The organism is Rhodopirellula europaea 6C (genome assembly GCF_000338295.1).
Taxonomy (GTDB): domain Bacteria; phylum Planctomycetota; class Planctomycetia; order Pirellulales; family Pirellulaceae; genus Rhodopirellula; species Rhodopirellula europaea.
Window position 1 is genome coordinate 24772 of the sequence record NZ_ANMO01000053.1, and the last position, 21227, is coordinate 45998.

Here is a 21227-nt window from a genome sequence, read left to right on the forward strand (position 1 = left end):
AGAACAGCCCGTATGCCGGAAATTAGCTGAGTTTTTGTATCGCACCACACAAATTTTCAAGCGTGGTCGCAAATGGATCGGCGTCTTTTTGACGCATTGTCAAAAATGACATCTTGTCAAAAAGAGCGATCGGACGATTATGGGGGTATGAACCAAGCGACCATTGAAAAAGCGACGGCGGGCATGACGCCGAAGCAACTAGAAATTCAGCAGCGAGAATCACGCATTCTCGACAAAGCCTTTCCGATGCTGCGAAGCGGCGGAGTGGGGGCGATCAACATGAACGCCATTGCGAAAGAGATGGGGTGTACTCGCGGCACGATCTACAACCACTTCGCCAACAAAGAAGAGATTTTGCTGGCGCTCGCGACGCGATCTGTTCGCCGCCGGATCGCTTTGTTCCAGTCCGCGATGGCGAGCCAAGCCGAATCTCGCGACCGGTGTGCGGCGGTTGGAATCGCGGTCGAAGTCTATGCCGACTACATGCCCGACGAATTTGCGATCGAACAAATCATTCGGCACGACGTCGTGTGGCAAAAGACATCCGAAGGGAGACGGGATGTGTTGTCGGATTGCGAGCAACTGTGCATCGGTTCGCTCGGCCAAGTTGTTCAAGCGGCCATTGCTGCGGGTGACTTGAAACCGGGACGCGGCCAAACGGCGTCGGAGCTGACTCAGCAACTGATCTTTGGGTTGTGGTCGCTTAGCTATGGAGGATTGGTTTTGGAAGCAACCAGTCCATCGTTGAAAGCGGCCGGCATCGACGACGCGAGAATGACCATCCGTCGCAACGGAAACCTTTTGCTGGATGCCGTCGGTTGGCAACCGCTCTTCAACGCCCGTCGTTACAACGCGTGGGCGAAACGCTTGCGTCCGGTGTTGATTGTGAACGCAAAGAAGATTCGGCAATTGCCGTTCAACAGTGAACAAGATTTTGCCTACGCCTCCGAGGCCGCATCATGAACGCATCATCGCACCCCATCAAACGACGCTCGTTTTGGAAGGCTCGGACCATCGGCGCAATCGCCTTCGTTGCAGTGCTCGGAACGGTTCTATCGGCTGCGTTGGGACCGGGAGTCGTCGGGTTGGACCCTGCTCCGGCGGGCGACGGATCGACGGCAGTGGAAACGCCGCGCTTGCATGTCCGTGTGGCTCAAGCCCAATCAATTGAAGGTCCTGAGCTGTTCCATCGATACCGCGGTGAAGTCATTGCTCGTCGCGACAGTTCGCTCGCGATGCGACGTGGTGGACGATTGCAAGAAGTCGCCGTTCACGAAGGTGATCTGGTCAAACGCGGCGATGTTTTGGCACGGATTGATGTCGCCGATCTATATGCGGCTGCGGCCTCTGCGGACGCTGAGATCGCTGCGGCAGAGGCAGCATTGGAAGAGGCAACCGCGGGACCTCGGTACCAAACCATTCGAGCCGCGGAAGCCAGAGTTCAACAACTGGAAGCCCAATGGACCGCTGCGAAAAATCGATTTGAACGACAGCGATCCCTTCGCAGTCGCGGAGCGGGAACGCAACAAGAATATGACGATGCCAAGTTTGCCAGCGACGCACTCGCCGCGAATCAGATGTCCGCGAAAGCGGAGCTCGATGAACTGAAGGAAGGAACACGGCAGGAACAAATCGCTGCCGCCAGGGCTCGCTTGCAATTGGCGAAGGCTGCTCGCCAACGCGTCGATGTGGATTTGTCAGACAGCCAAATCGTGGCACCGTTTGACGGTGTGATCGCAGCGCGGTTGTTCGATGAGGGATCGATCATCGGACCCAATCAACCGGTGCTGCGAATCTTGGAATCGCCACCTGTTCACGCGACATTTGGCGTTCCCGCCGATGTGTCCGACTTTCTGAAGCTGAACGATCGTTTGAGAGTGTCGGTTGGCGAAGATGGGCCTGACAACTCTCAGCCGGCTCGCGTTATTCGAATGCAGCCACAGATCAATCTCGTCACACGGACTCGCGTCATCGAAGTCGAGCTACAAACCGATAACTCAGACACCGCGACCGAGTCGATCAGCTGGATCGGCAAGACAGCGACTCTTTGGGTGCCATGGTCGCAGACTCAAACCCAACAAGATGGCTGGATCGCACAAAGCGATGGAGCCGATCGGATTCCGATTTGGGTTCCGACATCCGCCCTGGTTCGCGGTGTGCGAGGATTGTGGTCGGTTTATGTTGCGGAACCCGAGTTGCATTCCGATTCGAACGCCAAATCCATCGACACGGCATTGGGTGGAATCGACACAAACGTCGTCACGATCAGTCGCCGGGATGTTAAAGTCATTCGAACCGCTGGCCAAATGTCATTGGTTTCTGGTTCGATCGCTGGAACGGAAGCCATCGTGGTGGAGGGGACTCAGCGGGTTGGTCCGGGAGTCAGTGCGGTCGCGGTTTGGGACACGCCAGCATCTTCGTTGTCATCGCAGGAGACGGCGGCACGATGAGCAAAGCTGTCTCTCCGGTGAAAGACAACATGGTATTCAACCAGACATGGTTGGAACGTGTCGCGGAACGTTTTTTTAATGACCGGCGTTTGCTTGTTCTGATCCTTGCTTTGATCTTGGTCGCGGGGCTTAGCAGTCTGGCGATTCTGCCGCGAATGGAAGATCCGGTTCTGGCCCGTCGCGTCGCTTTGGTCAACACTCGATTGCCCGGTGCGGGGGCCGAACGCGTTGAAGCGTTGATCACCGAAAAGATCGAAGATCGGCTGCGTGACATTGAAGAGATCAAAGAGCTTCGCTCGGTGAGCCGTGTCGGGATCAGCACCGTTTCGATCGAACTTCGCGATGAAGTCACCGAGACGGACACGGTTTGGTCGCGTGTTCGAAGCCGAATCGAAGACTCGCTCCCCACTCTTCCGCCCGGTGCCTCGCGGCCCGAATTTGATGAGCTGGAAGTTCGCGCGTACGCGTTGATTGTTGGGCTGACTTGGCACGGCGACGGTCCCGCTGACACCAGGTTGCTGCGGCGTTTGGCAATCGATCTGCAAGACCGAATGCAGAATGTGATTGGCACCGATTCAATCGATCGGTTTGGCGATCCCGGCGAAGAGATCGACGTGCGGTTGGATCCACGAAGACTCGCGGCGATGGGATTGACTCCGTCGGACGTGGCGTCGCGGTTGGCGGCCTACGATGCAAAAGGAACCGCCGGTCAGTTGCGGAACGCTCCGATGCAAATGCTGATCGAAGTCGGCAACCAATTCGATGCGACCGAACACATTGCCTCGATTCCTATTCGTTCCGGTGACGGAAACGACATTCGGCTGGGCGAACTCGCACAAATTCAGCTCGCCGTGCCGGATCCGCCTTCGACGGCTTCATTGATCGAGGGGCACGAAGCGGTGGTGTTGGGCATGATGGTTCGACCCTCCTATCGAATTGACACTTGGACCAAAGATGCGGAAGCCGTTTTGGCGGAAGTCGCTGAGACGTTGCCCGATGGTGTTCGTCTCGACACGATATTGCGGCAAGGCGATTACGTGGATGCTCGTCTGCAATCGTTGACCGGCAATCTGTTGATGGGTGCCATCGCTGTCGCTTGCGTGATTTGGTTGTTGATGGGATGGCGATCTGCATTGATCGTGACGCTGACGTTGCCGCTCGCCAGCCTGATGGTTTTGTTCGGGTTGCGTGTTGTCGGCATCCCGATTCATCAGATGTCGATCACTGGTCTGATCATTGCATTGGGGTTGTTGATCGACAATGCAATCGTTGTGGTCGATGAGGTTCAGGCTCGTTTGCGAAGCGGCATGTCGCCTTCCAAAGCAATGACGAGCAGCGTTTCGCACTTGGCGGTTCCATTGCTCGGGTCAACGCTCACGACCGCACTGGCGTTCGCACCGATCGCGTTGATGCCGGGGCCGGCGGGTGAGTTTGTGGGTTCCATCGCGATTAGCGTGATCATGGCAATCACTTCATCGTTGTTCTTGGCATTGACCGTCATTCCAACGATCGCATCGCGAGTCCTTGCCAGTTCGTACAACGTGGCGGACAGCGGAACCTCCGCTTCTGAACCTCGTCTTCGATGGTGGACCAATGGGATTCGATTGCCGCGTGTGACTCAAGTGTTTGAGTCAGTCGTTCGCTTGTCGGTCCGGCGTCCCGCGATTGGGCTGGCCATCGCTTTCGCGTTGCCGGTGTTGGGTTTTGGTTTGGCTCAAACTTTGGAAGAACAGTTCTTTCCGCCCAGCTCACGCGATCAATTTCACATCACCGTCGAAGGCGACGCGACATCTTCTTTAGCAACAACGCGAAAGACGGCGGGAATTGTCGACGCGATGGCTCGCGAGATGGGCGCGGAGCGGATCGACTGGTTCTACGGCGAAAGTGCACCGCAGTTTTACTACAACGTGATCGCGAATCGACGCGGCACCGCGAACTTCGCGCAGGCCCTGGTGCGAATGCCTGAAGGTCAAACGCCCACTCCCGTCATACGCGAATTGCAGAAGCGACTGGACCGACGCATTCTTTCCTCTCGCGTGTTGGTGCGTCAGCTCGAACAAGGTCCGCCGTTCGCAGCCCCGATCGAGGTCCGACTGTTTGGACCGGACTTGAACGTGCTGCGTCAGATCGGCGAAGACGTGCGTGCCCGTTTGACTCGCATGGATCACGTGGTCGCGGTTCGAACGGATCTTGCGGAAGTGTTGCCTCAATTGACATTGGATATCAACGATGCCGCGAGTGCTCGTGCCGGGGTGACGCCGAGCGAGGTGTCTCGTCAACTTTCGACCGCGCTGGAAGGCCAACGTGGCGGCAGTGTTCTGCAAGGCAACGAAGAACTGCCGATCATCGTTCGTGTTCAGGCCGATGATCGAGGTGATTTGGCCAGTCTTGAAAGCATGGACTTGGTGCTCGCGTCGAAGGTCTCATCTGACGGCGACCCTGCGCCGGCTCGGCTGACTCCAGTCTCCGCATTCGCGACGACCAAGTTGCAGCCGGAATCGGCCGCCATTCCTCGGCTCAATCGACGCCGCATGAACGAAGTCGCTGCCTTTTTGGATGCGGGTGTGCTTCCCAGTTCTGTCCAGCGTCGACTGGAAGCGGACTTGGAATCGGATCCGTTGGATTTGCCCGCCGGTTACTCGATGGAATTCGGCGGCGAGGCATCCAAACGCGATGACGCGGTCGGCAATCTGTTTTCGACGGTCGGTGTGTTGGCTGTTTTGATGTTGGCAACTCTCGTGTTGTCTTTCAGCTCGTTTCGGATGGCCGGCATCATTTCCGTGGTGGCCGTTTTGTCGATCGGATTGGCGATGGCTGCCCTTGCAATCAGCGGCTATTCATTCGGATTCATGGCGATCATCGGCACCATGGGTTTGATCGGTGTCGCCATCAACGACTCGATCGTGGTGTTGGCGGGCATCCGAGCCAATCCGAAAGCGTCGGCTGGCGACATCGAGGCGACCGTTGCGGAAACCATGCACACGTCTCGCCACGTGGTTGCGACGACCTTGACTACCATGGCGGGGTTCACGCCATTGATTTTGGACGGCGGAGGCTTCTGGCCGCCGATGGCTGTTTCGATTGCCGGAGGCGTCGCCGGGGCAACTTTACTGGCATTGGTCCTGGTTCCGACGCTTCATCAACGATTGCTGAGAACGCGGCGCGATGAAGAGCCTTCTGCAGTCGCGGTCTGACCGCCCGAGTGTTGATGCTAGCGTCCACGAATAGGACCTAGCCCGCGCGGGACGAAAACCATACGCGAACGCAGGTTGTGATATTGGCTCAAGCCTCGTATTGTCCGGCCGGTAACTTTCCTTGGGGCTTCGGAGACCATGAACCCAATTCTCGTTCTCCTGTGTGTGATTGCCTTGGGCCTGCTGGTTGGCCGCGTTTCTTTTCGCGGCATCTCGCTGGGCACATCGGCGATCCTGTTTGTCGCTTTGCTTGCCGGGCATTATGGATGGACCATTCCGACGGGGTTCGGAACGCTTGGTTTGGCTTTGTTTGTCTACTGCGTCGGAATTTCGGCGGGGCCGACCTTCTTTCGCGGGCTCGCTTCACACGGCCGTGCCATGGCGATTACTGGTTCCGTCATCGTCCTGACCGGCGTCGCGGTGACATGGACATGCGCCCGGCTGTTGGGGCTGCCAGCGGAATTGGCCGGAGGGTTGATGGCTGGCGCGATGACCAGCACGCCCGCACTTGGTGCGATCACCCAATCATCCAGTGATCCCGCCGCCGTCGCGGTTGGTTTTGGTGTGGCTTATCCAATTGGAATCATCGCGGTGGTTTTGTTCGTTCAAATCGCGATCAAATTGTTTGCCAAGTCGATCGATAGCGACGGGACCGATTCCGCCCCAGAAACGGCTGCGCGATCGAGTGCCGCGACCGCCGACTCGAACGGTATCGGCAGACGAGTCGTTCGAATCGCCAATCCGGTTGTGTCCGGCAAACGTCCCAGCGATATCGTCGCCTTTGCGGATTCACCATGCCAGATGTCGCGAGTTCAACGGGAAGGTCGCTGGCGTCCCACACCGCCGGACTACCAATTTCACATCGGTGACGATGTGATGTTGGTTGGCGGAGCCGCTGAGATTCGCCGAGTGTCGGAAACCTTGGGTGAATTGCAAGACACTGCGGAACCAGTCGTCGATGCGGATCGCGAACGTCGATACGTCGTCGTGACATCGCCCGAAATTTACGGCCGGACGCTCAAAGACTTGCGTTTGCGATCGAAGTATGGAGTGACAATTGTTCGAGTTCAGCGTCATGACGTGGAGTTTGTTCCGTCGGCGCGCACGCGCATCGAGTTTGGTGATGGCTTGGTAGCCGTTGGTGAACCGGACGCACTCGCAAAGATTGCGAATGCTGCGGGGCATCGCCCCCGCACGGTGAACGAAACCGATTTGTTGTCACTCGTCGCCGGCATTGTGATCGGAATTTTCGTCGGCAACTTGTCGCTGCAAATTGGCGAGTTCTCAATGTCATTGGGGATCGCTGGTGGCCCGTTGATGGTGGGACTCATCCTGGGGCACTTTCGTCGACTCGGTCCCATTCGAGGATCGTATCCACCCGCGGCGATGCTGTTGATGACGGAAGGCGGCTTGGCGTTATTCCTGGCTGATGCGGGATTGAACGCGGGCGCCAACGTTGTCGAAGTTTTAATGGAGCGAGGCGTGATGCTGTGCGTGGCTGCCGCGGCCATCGCAATTATTCCATTGTTGGTCGGCTTTGCCGGATCAAGGTATCTCGGCGGGCGAACGTTGTGGCAATCGCTCGGTGCGACCTGCGGCGGGATGACGTCCACGCCGGGATTGGCGGTTCTGACGGGAGCGACCGATTCCAGCCAACCGGCAACCAGCTACGTCGCGGCCTATCCGGTCGCACTGGTCTTGATCACCGTTGCCGCACCTTGGTTGGTCGACCTGATCAGCTGAGCCAATCTTGCTGGTCGTTTCGTTTTAATTGCCGATGTCGAGCTGCCACCGAAAAGTGCCATATTGCGAAAATCTCTGGTTTCAGGTGGTTGCAATCGCAAGAATCTTGTGAACAATTGCTTGTAAATGAGACCGCCTCTCAATAAGCAGCTGGCCGTTTCGCCGATCACGTAGCAAGCCAAAGAAGTCTGCGGTCAGTTTCTGCAGGAGTTCTCTCGCCAGCCAACGTCGGACTTGTGGCAACTTCCCACGATGGGTAATCGCCATTCAATCTTCGACTTTGACGAGAGTAGCGATGCGTTTGAAGAGATGTTCTGAAGCTCGTGGTTTTACTTTGGTTGAGCTTCTGGTGGTCATTGCGATCATCGGGATTTTGGTTGGCCTTCTACTACCCGCTGTCCAAGCAGCCCGCGCCGCCGCTCGGCGGATGAGTTGTAGCAACAACGTCAAGCAAGTGTCGTTGGCGACACACAACTATCACTCAACATTCAACCGGTTTCCTGGAATTGGTGACTCGATCACAAATGGCTGGAGTGTTCAGGCTCAGATCCTCCCCTACGCTGAACAGTCTGGTCTTTACGACTTAATTGATTTTGAAGCGGGCCTGGGGCGTGCTGCTTCGACCACCGGTTTCAACCCGCCCAATGACGAAGCCGCGGCAACTGTGATCCCTTTTTACAATTGCCCGAGTGATGACGTTCGCCCGAATAAGATGGTGACTTACACGCGAGGTCGGAACTCTTACGGATGGGAACATGCTGGGCTGAACTATTCCTTCAACGTTGGGACTGGCACCGGAACCAATGTCGACTACGGAAGCCCCACGGACGGTTTGTTCTGGCGGCAATCAAAGACGCAATTTCGCGACATCTTGGACGGTACATCCAACACGATCTTGTTGGCCGAAACATTGATGGGACCTGGTGCAGATGCTGCCGAGATTCCATACCACCTCAATGGAAAATTCGTCGCCACTGGATCCGGTCGCAATGTCAGCGACATGCAACAATTTCGAGATTCCGTTTGGGGGCAAGATCCTCGAACCTTCATTGGTTCGCACACAAATTGGTCGGGTACGCGCAACACCGCATGGATCTCTGGTTTCGGGAGTGGCGGTGGTTCCATCAACGGTTGGTATACACCGAACAATGCCTTGCCGGATCTGGCGGTCAGGGCCTACATGGTTAGCGGACCGCGCAGCCAACATGAGGGCGGAGTGATGGTCGGTCTTGCCGACGGCAGTGTACGGTTCGTCACTGACAGCATTGACCTCGAACTGTACCGAGGTCTGTGGACCGTCCGAGGCCGCGAAGTTCAGACGGAGTTTTGATTCCAATGTCGACAACCATTCAACCCAATCACATCAATTCACCTGCGTCTGAACCGCAACCGGAAGCGACTGCTTTGCCGAATTCGCCGGAGCAGAATTCACCGGTTCCCAAGCGAAAGCCAAAGAAGAAGACTTGGTATGGCAAGCTTGGGAAGTCCACCTTGATGCTTGTTCGTCGAACGCATCTTTACTCGGGAATTTTTATGTTCCCGTTTGTGTTGCTTTACGGTTTCACGGGCTGGTTCTTCAACCACCCTCGTCTTTTCACTGGCGATGAAGTGCGGTCATTCGCCTCGGCAGATCTACCAGAAGGAACGATTCAAGGGATTCCGCAGGCCGAGGAGTTAGCAGCTTCGGTCGTGGAAGAAATGAACTTGGAATCGTTCTTGATTGACGGACCGATCATTGAATTGTCGAAAACTCGGTCACCTCGCTATACCGGGTATTTAAGCTACTCGGTCAATACTGAATCTGCTTCTCACCAGATTACGGTCAATCCTAACACTGGTGATGGCGAAGTCCGGACAACTCACGTCGTTGCGTCCGACGACGATGACGAACCCAAGATCAATCCGATCGGTGACATCATTCATGCGACGGTCCCCGGAGGTCCTTTGGAAATCGCTCAGGAAGCGATTCCAAAGGTCTTGGACGAGTTGGGACTCGAAAGCGGTGAAGCTTTCACAGGCAGACGATCGCCCTCTTTGGAATTCGCGGCAATCGCAGATGGAGTTCCCTGCATCGTGACCTGGAATCTGGGGAGCGGTGGCATCACCTCGGTTCGTGAAGATTCTCGGTCTCAGATGGAAGCGAAATCTTTTCTTCAACGACTGCACTTAGCACGTCACTATTCGCCTGGATGGGATGTTCGTTGGGTTTGGGCGTTGATCGTTGATGTGATGTTCGTGTCCATGGTTTTTTGGGGCGTTTCGGGTTTGATGATGTGGTGGCAGGTCAAACGCACCCGAGTATTGGGTGGCGGCGTGCTGGCGGCTAGCATCGTGTTCACGGTTTTGATGGCGCTCAACATGCACGACAGTATGACAACGGGTGCCGGTCGAGGTGGCCGCGGAGGCGGAGGTGGCGGCAACCGCGGGGGTGGTGCAGCTGTTTTACCACCTCCGACACAGGATTCACTCACGCTGCGCACTGTTCCCAATTCATCCGCCGACTTCCTTCAAGGTTCCTGAATATGTCAATCACACGAATAAAATTCCCGCGGTCTCTTCACCTGATGGGCGGACTTGCGTTCTTGTTGACCTGCGTGAGTTTGACTTCCGACGCAATCGCGGATGAGCCCGCCCACGACGAACTTGTGGCTTCGATGGCGGACACGCTTTGGTCAGGAGTTCAGCAATCCTTACCCGACGAAAAACAAGACGCTTCGGAGGTGCCATTGATTGGTTTGATCAAAGTGCTTCGTCAATCAGGAATCGATTCGGCGGCAGCTGCTGGTGGTCGCGGCGGTGGCGCGGGAGGCCGTTCAGGCGGGGGCAGGGCTCAGCGCGGTGGTGGAGGCGGAATGCCCAGCACTACCGATGAGGTCCGTGCGAAATTTGACTCAATGGATCTCGATCGGGACGGTGTCTGGAAGGGAGACGAGATCAACAGCTACATGCGAGGCCAACCTGCCAGTTCAGACAATGAAGTCACATTTGAAGAATACAACGAAGCCTGGAATCAATTGCGTTCGCGTATGGGAAGCGGCGGCGGACATCAGCACGGCGGCGGCCAAGGTGGCAACCGTGGCGGAAGAGGTGAAAGAGGATCAGGCGAACGTGGAGGTCACAACCATGGTGGGGGCAGAGGCGGTCGTGGCGGTGCACCCAGTTCATCTCGCGTCAATACAAACGCGGAGTTTGTGCTGGCTTTAGATGTCAATCGAGATCGCAAGTTGACACGTGCTGAATTGCAAACCGCAATTGCCACTGCACTCAACCCCAAGCCTGCGGGAAGCGGTGCAGGAGACGAAACGACTCCCGCTCCACCTGCAAATCGCGGCCTGCAACGTCGGACGGAAATGCAAGTGCGAGCCATCGCGATTTGTTCGGCTTGGCATGCGATCGATCTAAACGGAGACGAGAAGATTCAACTCTCTGAATTGAAAGCTCGTGTTGGAAGCGATGCATCCGAATCGCTCGCCGAAGCGATGGGAATCACTCAAGAAAAACCTCTGCCAATGGATCAACTGTACGCATCAGCACGTCGTCTGAGTGACGAACTGACTGCTGCTGCATTGCAGAAGTAGAGCCGCTTCGCGATTGTTCGCCCGCCAAATGCTTTTGAGCACGCTGGTGGGCAAACAATTGAAAAAGATTCAACGCAGTCTTCTTTCCGAAAAATGGCAACGAGCACATTGCTCGCCGCCAATGATCACTCAGTCTCGGCCATGTCTCGTGCGTGATAGCTACTTCGCACGAACGGGCCGCTGGCGACCTTCTTGAATCCCATTGATTTGGCGATGTCGGCCAATTCATCGAATTCTTCTGGCGGAACATAGCGGACGACGGGCAAGTATTTCTCGCCCGGTTGCAGATACTGACCCAACGTCAGGAAGTCGACGTCGTGTTCGCGAAGATCGGACAGAGCGTCGAGCAATTCGCCTCGTTCTTCGCCCAATCCCAGCATCAAACCGCTTTTGGTTTTGACTTCGGCGTCGTAGCGTTTGACTTGACGCATCATTTCCAACGTCCAGGCGTAGTCACTCTTGGGCCCGCGAACTCGGCGGTAAAGACGTGGCACGGTTTCCATGTTGTGATTGAACACGGTCGGTTTTGCTTCGATGACCCGAGCCAACGCTTCTTTGCAATGCACAAAGTCAGGCGTCAGGACTTCCGTTGTTGCCCCGGTGCGTTCCCGAACCGCGATGACGCAGTTGTGGAAGTGATCGGCACCTCCGTCGGGCAAGTCATCTCGGGTGACGCTGGTGATGACAACGTGTTTCAGCCCCAATCGTTCAGCCGCTTTCGCGATGCGATCTGGCTCATCAACGGCGGGGGCAGCCGGTGGACGGCCACGGCTGACGGCACAGAAACCACATGGGCGGGTGCAAACGTTGCCCAAAACCATGAAGGTCGCCGTTTGCTGGCTGTAGCACTCCATCCGGTTGGGGCACTTGGCGTTGTCGCAAACGGTTTCCAACCCGTACTCTTCCATCAACGAATCGGTCAAATGATTCGAGTTGGATTTGGGGATGGGCCGCTTGAGCCAACGTGGCAACCGTCCCGTCGAGCTGACGTCGGTGCCCGCGGGAATTTCTGGTTCGGCGACAACTGGCAATCGAAAAGCCATCGGCGTCTGTCCGGATGAAAGGCAAAAAATCAAAAATCAATGATCGGCAGTGAACCGAACCGTTCCGAGGAACCGTCCGTAACCCAAGCCGACTCTGGTCAGTGTAATGACCATTCATTGTAGTGGTCCGGGCGGAAAACGAAAATGGTCGCCCCATCCTGCTTTTGTGGGTTCCCGATACAATCACGACCATGTCAAAGAACAAAAGTAAAAAGCAGCCCACCTTGACTGAGGCTGGCGCGAAAAAAGCGGCCGGTAAGAAGTCTGGGAAGGGCAAAGGCAAAAACGCGAAAAAGAATCAACCGAACATCACGCCGGTCGCTGAAAACCGCAAAGCCAAGTTCCGCTACGAAATTCTCGACAGCGTCGAGTGCGGCATGATGCTGATGGGCAGCGAAGTCAAATCGATGCGTGAAGGCAAACTTTCCCTCGATGAGGCTCACATTCGGGTGACCAACGGCGAGTTGTGGTTGGTCGGTTCCGACATCGCTCACTACAACAACGCGGGAATGTGGAACCATGATCCACGCCGGCCTCGCAAATTGCTGGTGCACGCCAAAGAGTTTGACAAATTCGCAGGTCGCGCTTTCGAGCGGGGGCTGACACTGATCCCGCTGCGGGTGTACTTCAGTGAACGAGGCCTCGCCAAATGCGTGATGGGTTTGGTCAAAGGTAAAAAACTGCACGACAAACGTGAGACGATCAAGAAACGCGAATCCGACCGCGGGCTGCAACGAGCCATGCGGCGGAAGTAATCAACGGCCATGCGGCGAAAGTTAACAGCGACATGCTAGCGATTGAAAACCTGATCAAACGATTCGATCAACCGGGTGGAGGCGAGCTGACGGTGCTGGATGTACCACAGTTCGACATCGCGGAGGGCGAGCAAGTTGCCTTGATCGGACAAAGCGGCGGCGGCAAGACGACTTTGTTGCATCTGATTGCTGGGATGCTAACGGCGACATCCGGTTCAATTCGCATCAACAATTTGGAACTCACTCGGCTGAGTGAACAAGGCCGCGATCGTTTTCGTGCCGGAACGATTGGTTACGTCTTCCAAACGTTCAATTTGTTGCCCGCGTTCTCGGCACTCGAGAACGTCAAACTCGGCATGTCGTTTGGAAACGGCAGTGTCGATGCGGCCCGAGCGTCGGATCTGCTCGATCGAGTTGGATTGTCCGATCGAGCGCACTACCGCCCGAATCAATTGTCGGTCGGACAACAGCAACGCGTCGCCATCGCGAGAGCACTCGCGGGACGCCCGAAACTTTTGCTCGCCGACGAGCCCACCGCCAATGTGGATCCCGCCAGTGCCGACACGGTGCTGAATCTGATCATTGATTCGTGTCGCGATGAGAATATTTCGTTGTTGATGGTCACGCACAGCATGGATGTCGCTCAACGATTCCAACGTTGCGACAAACTGGAAGACATCAACCGAGCCTTCTCGCCACTGGGGGCCGGAACATGAGCTTGTTATTCATCGCATGGAGAAACTTTCGCTACCGAGCTTTGTCGAGTTTCTTGACCACGTTGTCGCTTACATTGGGCGTCGGGTTGGTGGTTTTGGTGATGTCGGTTTATGGCATCATCAGCGAGGCCTTCGTGCGAAACGCATCGGTGGGATACAACTTGGTCGTCGGTCCCAAAGGCAGCACGCTGCAGTTGACTCTCAACGCGGTCTACTACCTCAGCCAACCGATCGAGAACCTTCCTTACACGGAATACATGGAGTTCTATCCGAAGGAAAAGCGGGCCGAGATGGTACGTACCTTCGGAGGCGATCCCGCGCTTGGTGAACGCGATGGTGTTTACGCGGGATTCATGACCGATGGCTATGCGATCCCGCTCGCGCTGGGCGACTATTTCGGTGAGTTCCGTGTGGTTGGTACGACACCGGATTTTTTCGAATTGCTCAAGCACGGTCCCGATGCCGACCAGCCGTTCACGTTTGAAGAAGGCCGGAACTTTGAGTTCCACAACGAAGAGAACAGCTACTTCGAATGTGTGCTTGGTTCCCGCGTCGCCGCTCAAATGGGAATGCGTGTGGGCGATGTGATGAACCCGACCCACGGCGACCCGGAAGGCAAAGGCCACGGGCAAGGATTCCAGATCGTCGGTGTTTTGGATCCCACCGGAACGCCCAACGACCGCGCCGCGTTTGTGAACCTGGAAGGCTTTTATCTGCTGGAGGGGCACGCGAAACCGATCCCGGATGACGCGGTGATCGTGCTGCCTGAGTCTGCGGAAACGGCTGGTCCAGACGAACCATTGTTGCTGACGATTCCCGAACGCGAAGTCACGTCGATCTTGGTTCGCAATGGGAATTTGATGATGGCACCCTTGCTTCAAAACCGAATCAAAGAAAGCGTGCGTGCGGAAGCGGCTACGCCAATCGGTGAGATCAACAAACTGATGACGATGATTGTTGGCCCGCTCATGCAAGCCTTGTTGGCCATCACGCTAATCACTTGCGTGGTTGCTGCGGTCGGTGTTTTGGTCGCAATCTATAATTCGATGAACGATCGCAAGCGAGACATCGCAGTGATGCGTGCCTTGGGAGCTCGGCGTGGCAGTGTGACCTGGATCATCTTGTTCGAAAGTTTGATCATCGCCTTGGTTGGCGGCATCGCTGGTTGGGTGCTGGCTCACCTCGGAATCCTCGCCGCCAGTCCTTTGATCGAGGCTCGGACGGGCGTGCAGGTTGGGTTCTTTTCGATGAGTACCTATGAGCTTTATCTGCTGCCGTTGGTGATCGGATTGAGTTTGCTCGCTGGAATCGTTCCCGCCGCATCCGCCTATCGAACCGATGTTGGTACCAATCTGTCGGCCTAGTTCGGCTGTCGCGACTTATTTCTAGAGTTAGTGGACGAGGTCACGAGTCCTGAACTGGCGTTAGATCCAAAGACTCGTGTCATCGTCCACTTCGATCAACCCAAAGTTTCAGCTGTGACAGTTCACGAATCGCTGGAATGATTCAGGCGGACGTTGTCGAGATAGTGGCAAGCGATGATCGGCTCAATCCAGGTATCACTGAGGTTCGCCCTGGGACAGAGCCGACCGGCGGCAATCAGCTTTCGGAGAATGCTAGACTGGCCGGTCCTACCTCCCACCACCGAGAACGGACCACCATGAATCGTCTCCCTGCCCGCCGCGTCTCCCGCACCCTCTTCCTCACGTCGCTGGCCGCGTTTTCTGTTTGCTCGTTTGCGATTCTGCCGGTCTCCTATGCGGCTGATCCGGTCGGCGATGGTATCGCCGACGACACGACGGCAATCCAAAAGTGGATTGACGCCGAACATGATGTAAACCTTCCTGCGGGAGCATACCGCATCACGCGGCCCCTTCGAGTTGACCTGAAGAGCACCGGTTCGATCGCGTTCAAAGGAATGGGGCGAGTTCGAATTGTGATGGCCGGAGCCGGTCCTGCAATTCAAGTCGTGGGCACGCACGCTGGAACTGCCGACCCAAAGACGGTAACCGACGAAGTCTGGGATCGGCAGAATGCTTTGGTCGTTTCCGACTTGGAAATTGTCGGCGAACATCCTGATGCCGATGGAATTGAACTATCGGGAACGATGCAGCCCACGCTTCACAACCTGACCATCCGAAAGTCACGACACGCGATTCATTTGGTCGACCGCAATCGCAACGTGATCGTCAGTGATTGCCATCTCTATGAGAATTCCGGCGCCGGATTGTTTTTGGACGCTGTCAACCTGCACCAGATCAACGTCACGGGAAGCCACATCAGCTACAACGCAGAAGGCGGCATCGTTTCGCGTGATGGCAACGTTCGCAACTTGCACATCACTGGCTGCGACATCGAAGGCAACATGGGGCCCGCCGATGCCGCATCTTCCGCGAATGTTTGGCTGGTTAGCGGATCGGGATCGATCGGCGAAGTTGCCATCACTGGTTGCACGATCCAGCACACTCACCAGGGCAAAGACTCTGCCAACATCCGAATTGATTTGCACAGCGAGCCAGTCAAAGGCACTGAAGAACGTCGGCACGGCAATGTCACGATCAGTGGCAACATCCTGTCCGACGCGCAGGTGAACATCCACCTGCGACATCTGCGAAGTGCAACCGTCACGGGCAACACCCTTTGGCAAGGTTTCCACAGCAACATCGTGATGGAACATTGCGAAGCGGTGACGCTCGCATCCAACGCGATGGACCGGAATCCTCGCTATCACTTGGGACGTAACTCAGTCGCGAAACACGGCGTTCAACTGATCGACTGCCGCGATTGCGTTCTATCCGCCAACGTGATTCGAGGTGTCAGCGAGCGTCCCGCGGTGCTGGAAATGACCCGATGTCACGGCATCCTCGTCCATGGCGGATTGTTTTCAGACGACAAGGTTCCAGCAATTCTTGCGGTGGAGTGTTCGGACTGCCTGATTCAAAACAACATCACTCGCGGCGGCGAATCTCCGATTGTGCTGCGAGATTGCAAAGGTATGCGAACGGATTGATTGGTCACTTGCAAGGTGCCGCTGATAGCTAGTCGCTTCGAAAATGCTATTCGTGAGAAGCCTTTGAAAGGAGCATTTGGTTGCTCCGTGACGGAGTCCTGAAACAAGCCGCGAAGAAGGACGATCGATCAACACGAATTCTTGTTATGCATATCGAGTAACTTGCGTGTTTCCACCGTTCAAGCGGCCACCTTCGGCGACTCGACAGGTATCATTGTGGAACTTTTCGACGCGTGAGCTCGGCTGCATTCGGAAGTCTTTCCTACCGTCGCTGAAAATCCTCTCGATCGTGATTTCGTCATGCCATTATCCACCCCTTTTCCAATCCGCTTCTGTGTGATCGCAGTTGTCGCAGTTTCGTTTGGCGGTCACTTCGCTTTGGCGAGCGACCGTCCCAACTTCGTGTTGATGATGTGCGATGACTTGGGTTGGGGCGACACGGGTTTCAATGGCAACACGATCATCCAAACGCCCGAACTGGATGCGTTGGCAAACGAAGGAACGGTGCTTGATCACTTCTACTCGGTCGGTCCCGTTTGCTCGCCAACCCGAGCTTCGTTTTTGACCGGGCGGCACTACTTTCGAATGGGAGTTTGGTCGGCCAACAAAGGTCACCTGCCTTCGCAGGAATTCACCCTGGCTCGGATGCTGAAAGCGGAGGGCTATGCGACCGGGCACTTTGGGAAGTGGCACCTCGGCACGCTCAGCCGAACGATTTCGGCAAAGGGAATGGGACGGCGACCGGATCTTCACTACGCTCCGCCGTGGGAACGAGACTACGACGCGTCGTTTGTGACGGAGTCCGCCGTGTGCACGTGGGATCCCGGCATTGGCAAACGGTCTCGCAACAACCCGTACTACGAGAATGGCGTTGCGACAAACGAGAACGTTTTGGGCTGTGATTCGCGAGTCCTGATGGATCGAGCGTTGCCATTCATCGAGGCCGCCGCGAAACGCGAACAGCCCTTTCTCAGTGTAATTTGGTTTCATGCCCCGCACGAAGACATCCAAGCCGGACCGGAATATTTGGCGAAGTATGAAGGGCACGGCGAGGCCGCTCACTACTATGGATGCATCACCGCGGTGGACGACCAAGTCGGACGTCTACGGAAAAAGCTTGCTTCGCTGGGCGTGGCCGACAACACGTTGCTGTTTTTCTGCAGCGACAACGGTCCGGAGGGAGGCGAGCCCAAGGACCGGTCGAAGACGCGTCGGGCCGGAAGTGCTGGCGAGTTTTCCGGACGCAAACGCAGCGTGTTGGATGGCGGTGTTCGAGTTCCCGCTTTCGTTCATTGGCCCGGACAAATCCCGGCGGGCGTTCGCCTTGGCACTCCGTTGTCGGTGATGGACTTGCTCCCCACCGTGGCCGCGATCACGGGAACGGAACCGATGCCGAATCGTTTGCTGGATGGTGAAAACGTTCTGCCGATTTGGAAGGGTGACCAGGCACAACGAGAAAAGACGATTCCGTTTCGCTACGGACAATTCGCTTGCTTGGTACGAGGCAAGCACAAGCTAATCATCGAGTCACCAACCGATGACTCCAAGGACCGATTGTTTGATCTCAGCAACGACGTCTCCGAAACAAGCAATCTTGCGGATCAAAAGCCCGAGTTGACCGCATCCATGAGAAGAGAATTGCTGGGCTTCTTGGAGTCAGCAAAAGCCAGTCACGCTGGAAAAGAATACGAGGGTGACGATACAAAACCGGTCGAAAAGTGGCATCCGCTCGGCAAAGCCAAGCAACGTTAGTCCCGCTCGCGAGCGTGCTCGTGCGTGCAAATTGATTCGCGATGCCGCTGCGACTCACCGCCTGGCACTGCGTTGGTCGAAGAATTAAACGCTAAGCCGTTTTCTCACGCGTGAACGTGGTGTAAACGACTGCCGCGATCGCGGCCGCCATGGCGAACCCGGCCCAGCCATGCAGTTCCACCAGTTCATGCATGGTGTCGGTCGAAGCAACCGGCAACATGCACACAAACATGGTCGCGATGGTTGCAATTCCAAAGATCAGCAACGTTTGAAACGCCCCCATCTCCATGGCTGATTCCGTGGCTGGCTGACGCCGCATCAGCAATCTCGCGATCGCATAAACGGGAAGCAACACGACGACGGCACCACTGGCCATCATGTGAAAACGCAACATCGCACCGCCCAAGTGGCCGCCCCACAAAGTCGGCAGGGCCGTGGCGACCAGAGCACCCGTGGCAATCACCAACACCAGCAGTGACACGTTTCGAATAAGAGACAACAAAACAGACGACTCCGAAGACCAATCAACAACAATGAAACAATAACTCAAGCTTCCTTTCGGCGGCGTCTATTCGATTCGAGATCGAACCGTTGGCAGGCAGCTTCCCGCGACGGCCAGCAACAACAAAATCAACGAGGTCGCGGTCAAGACTTTGAACATCTTGCGGCCACCAAACAACTGGTTCCATTCCAATCGCGTCGCCTCATCCAGCCCTTGAATGCTGGCCATGTTGATTGGTTCAGCAGTCACTGGTGCGGGGCCTTTGGGTGTGACCGTCGATGTGAACACCAAGCCATCGTCGGAATGGCATTCCAGACATCCGGTGGCTCCGAGAGCCCAACCTGCGGGTCGAACGTTGTGTGCCATCGGCCAGCGAACCATTTCGACGGCGTCACGGTTTTCAACTTCCACTTCGATTAATGAATCTTCCTTGTCGCCGCGAGCGAAAACGAGTCCGGTTGAAACGTACACCGCTTGTTCGACTTCCATCGTTTTTTCAATCGCCGCCAACGCACCCGCGACTTTCTCGTCGAACTCCTCCCGGCCCTTTTCTGACAATTCCTCGATGAAGTCTTTGCGAACCCGAAGAGCACGACGGGTGTTTGTGTAAACCTCCTCGGGCGAAAGCGGCACGACTTTTCCGTCAACCAATTTGCCCCAGTAAGCTGGCCACATCGCTCGGTGCGGCGTCACCAATCCATTGCTGTCAGCCTTTGCGAAGACGGGGCCTTGAATCGACGGGAGTTCCAATCCGCTGCGATGACCTTTCTCGCCCAAGCCATGGGCCAGCGACGTCATCATTCCGATCGCCTTTTCGCCCGGAATGGGGCCGCTGTGACACGCCGTGCAGCTCAGCTTTTCAAAGTGGACCGGCGGCAATCCTTCGTGTTTGGGAAACGGGGATCCGAGGCGGCCCGCCCGAAACGCGATTTGGGTCAACGACAGTGGATCATCCTGGCCGTGGGCGTGTGCATCACCGGCCAGTTCTGATACGCCCATGTGGCATCCGCGGCAGCTCAATGTCGTCGCCGAAACGCCAGCTGGATGCTGTTCGCCTTCGAAGCCGCGAACGGTTTGATGATCGATGCCGTTTCGATGGCAATCGACGCACTTCATACCAGCCCGCAGGTGAACGTCTTGGTCGTGATTCCAGCGAGCATCGATGCCTGAGTCGGACACCGTCCGCTGGCTGTGGCACTGGTAGCACGAATTGTTTTCAGGGACGCGTACCAAGTCAAAGAAGACCGTTCCATCGATGCCAAACCGGCGATCGTCATACTGAACCTTTGGCAGTTTGGCTTGGACTTTTTCGTCCTCCAGATCGACACCCGCTTTCATTCGCGAAACGGAACCGGACACCTCGCCAATTCGAATCGCCGCGGTGGGGGCCCAAGCGAAGTTTTCATCCTCGATCGTTTCTCGTCGACGCTCGAAATCGTAGGCTCCCGACTTTGCATGACAGGCCATGCAGTCAATCTCCAGCGACCCAGTCAGCGGCCACCGGGTCGGCTCGGATGATTCATCGGCGAGTTCCGCGGATTTCGGATCCCAATTCGCTGCAGCTCCGCCGCCGGGGATCCGAGCACCGAATTTCTGCGTCATATCGTGAGTTGTGATTCCGATTTCGCTGGGACTGAATCGTCCTTCCCAATCGCGGTAAGCAAGTGGCAATTGAGTCCCCGTGCGTGCGTCCGTCCAAATCCACGGCTCACCCGGACGACCGTCGGATCGAACGTCTTCGTCTTCGGTGTGCTCGGCATCTGCCTCGGAATGCTCGGGCGATTCTGATTGAGTGGCCGTTTCATCGGTCTCGGCTTGCGATGCCGCTTGAGCCGCAGCGTTCGATCGTTGGCGTTCGACTTCGCTGGCGAAGGCGTTGAAGTGCCAACCGTGCGAGATCGTTTCGAAGTCGTGGCATCGTCCGCAGGTCTTTTCAACGGAGTAGGGTTCCGTCGAATCGGGCGAGATCTTGCGATTGTTGCGATCGTAGAGATCGATGTGGTGCAAGAAACGTTTGTCACTGTCGCTGTGAGCGTACTTGCTCGAGCCTGCTGCATCGACGCGAGACGCATTCCAACCGAATGCCGCGACCAATACGAAAGTCAGAACGCACCAACGCAGGCACCTGCGATTCAATCGACTCACATCCATCCCCAGAACAAAACCATGCGCCCGTTACAAAACGTCCAAAAACCAATGCGAGCGATCGCATCCGGAATCAAGATTGCTGGCTAGAAAATCGCGACAACGATCTCTTCGCCGAGCTCGAAAAGATAGCAAATGAAAGTCGATCTGTCCGGCTTGCCACCGCAAGCAAATCTCGGCATACTGTCCCAGGTCGTGGCAGCCGATTCCGAATCGGCCGCCCGCCATCTTTCCAGCGCATCCGTAGCTCAATTGGATAGAGCATCGGTCTTCGGAACCGAGGGTTGGGGGTTCGAATCCCTCCGGGTGTACTGATTGGCTTTTCCCAAGGCCTTTCCA

15 protein-coding genes and 1 tRNA gene are annotated in these 21227 nt (G+C 56.2%); 13 read left to right on the forward strand and 3 right to left on the reverse strand.

Translation table 11 applies throughout. From position 1 onward, the window contains the following. Positions 1 to 147 precede the first annotated feature (147 nt). The 7 genes from RE6C_RS04630 to RE6C_RS31415 all read left to right on the forward strand — a co-directional run bounded on the left by RE6C_RS04630 (position 148) and on the right by RE6C_RS31415 (position 10965). Positions 148 to 963, forward strand: a complete 816-nt coding sequence (locus RE6C_RS04630; protein ID WP_008654335.1) for a TetR/AcrR family transcriptional regulator — start codon at positions 148 to 150, stop codon at positions 961 to 963. Then, a complete protein-coding gene (locus RE6C_RS04635; protein ID WP_008654336.1) occupies positions 960 to 2450 on the forward strand; it encodes an efflux RND transporter periplasmic adaptor subunit in 1491 nt (496 codons plus the stop codon). Before RE6C_RS04630 ends, RE6C_RS04635 begins: the two co-directional genes overlap by 4 nt. Further along, positions 2447 to 5644, forward strand: coding sequence for an efflux RND transporter permease subunit (locus tag RE6C_RS04640; RefSeq protein ID WP_039961200.1), 3198 nt, complete (start codon positions 2447 to 2449; stop codon positions 5642 to 5644). Before RE6C_RS04635 ends, RE6C_RS04640 begins: the two co-directional genes overlap by 4 nt. Before the next feature lie 138 nt (positions 5645 to 5782). Further along, positions 5783 to 7387, forward strand: a complete 1605-nt coding sequence (locus RE6C_RS04645) for an aspartate:alanine exchanger family transporter (RefSeq protein WP_008654339.1) — start codon at positions 5783 to 5785, stop codon at positions 7385 to 7387. A gap of 295 nt (positions 7388 to 7682) precedes the next feature. Beyond that, on the forward strand, positions 7683 to 8717 hold the full coding sequence (locus RE6C_RS04655) for a DUF1559 domain-containing protein (protein WP_008654340.1): 1035 nt from the start codon (positions 7683 to 7685) through the stop codon (positions 8715 to 8717). 5 nt (positions 8718 to 8722) lie between these two features. After that, positions 8723 to 9907 (forward strand): PepSY domain-containing protein, encoded by a 1185-nt coding sequence (locus RE6C_RS04660; RefSeq protein WP_008654341.1) that lies wholly within the window; start codon positions 8723 to 8725, stop codon positions 9905 to 9907. Between the two features lie 2 nt (positions 9908 to 9909). Continuing rightward, complete coding sequence (locus RE6C_RS31415) at positions 9910 to 10965, forward strand: hypothetical protein (RefSeq protein ID WP_160167185.1); 1056 nt, start codon at positions 9910 to 9912, stop codon at positions 10963 to 10965. Between the two features lie 125 nt (positions 10966 to 11090). On the opposite strand, the gene lipA is transcribed toward RE6C_RS31415, so the two are convergent. Beyond that, positions 11091 to 12041 (reverse strand): lipoyl synthase, encoded by a 951-nt coding sequence (gene lipA, locus RE6C_RS04670; protein ID WP_173401767.1) that lies wholly within the window; start codon positions 12039 to 12041, stop codon positions 11091 to 11093. Positions 12042 to 12130: 89 nt separating this feature from the next. On the opposite strand from lipA, the gene smpB reads away from it, so the two are divergent. The 5 genes from smpB (at position 12131) to RE6C_RS04695 (ending at position 18241) form a co-directional block, all read left to right on the forward strand. After that, positions 12131 to 12763 (forward strand): SsrA-binding protein SmpB, encoded by a 633-nt coding sequence (gene smpB, locus RE6C_RS04675; RefSeq protein ID WP_008654345.1) that lies wholly within the window; start codon positions 12131 to 12133, stop codon positions 12761 to 12763. After that, positions 12763 to 13479 carry an ABC transporter ATP-binding protein gene (locus tag RE6C_RS04680; protein WP_081605560.1) on the forward strand — a complete coding sequence of 239 codons (717 nt, stop codon included), beginning with the start codon at positions 12763 to 12765 and terminating at the stop codon, positions 13477 to 13479. The genes smpB and RE6C_RS04680 overlap by 1 nt, the downstream gene beginning before the upstream one ends. Next, positions 13476 to 14843 (forward strand): ABC transporter permease, encoded by a 1368-nt coding sequence (locus RE6C_RS04685; protein WP_008654347.1) that lies wholly within the window; start codon positions 13476 to 13478, stop codon positions 14841 to 14843. The genes RE6C_RS04680 and RE6C_RS04685 overlap by 4 nt, the downstream gene beginning before the upstream one ends. Positions 14844 to 15139: 296 nt before the next feature. Beyond that, positions 15140 to 16489: a right-handed parallel beta-helix repeat-containing protein gene (locus RE6C_RS04690; RefSeq protein ID WP_008654349.1), complete on the forward strand. Its 1350-nt coding sequence runs from the start codon at positions 15140 to 15142 to the stop codon at positions 16487 to 16489. A gap of 300 nt (positions 16490 to 16789) precedes the next feature. After that, positions 16790 to 18241 (forward strand): sulfatase family protein, encoded by a 1452-nt coding sequence (locus tag RE6C_RS04695; RefSeq protein WP_039961204.1) that lies wholly within the window; start codon positions 16790 to 16792, stop codon positions 18239 to 18241. 91 nt (positions 18242 to 18332) lie between these two features. On the opposite strand, the gene RE6C_RS04700 is transcribed toward RE6C_RS04695, so the two are convergent. Then, positions 18333 to 18743, reverse strand: coding sequence for a hypothetical protein (locus RE6C_RS04700; RefSeq protein WP_039961206.1), 411 nt, complete (start codon positions 18741 to 18743; stop codon positions 18333 to 18335). A gap of 66 nt (positions 18744 to 18809) precedes the next feature. Then, entirely contained in the window at positions 18810 to 20894 is a 2085-nt protein-coding gene (locus RE6C_RS04705) for a hypothetical protein (protein WP_008654359.1), read from the reverse strand. A gap of 231 nt (positions 20895 to 21125) precedes the next feature. On the opposite strand from RE6C_RS04705, the gene RE6C_RS04715 reads away from it, so the two are divergent. Further along, positions 21126 to 21199 (forward strand) — tRNA-Arg (locus RE6C_RS04715). Positions 21200 to 21227 lie beyond the last annotated feature (28 nt).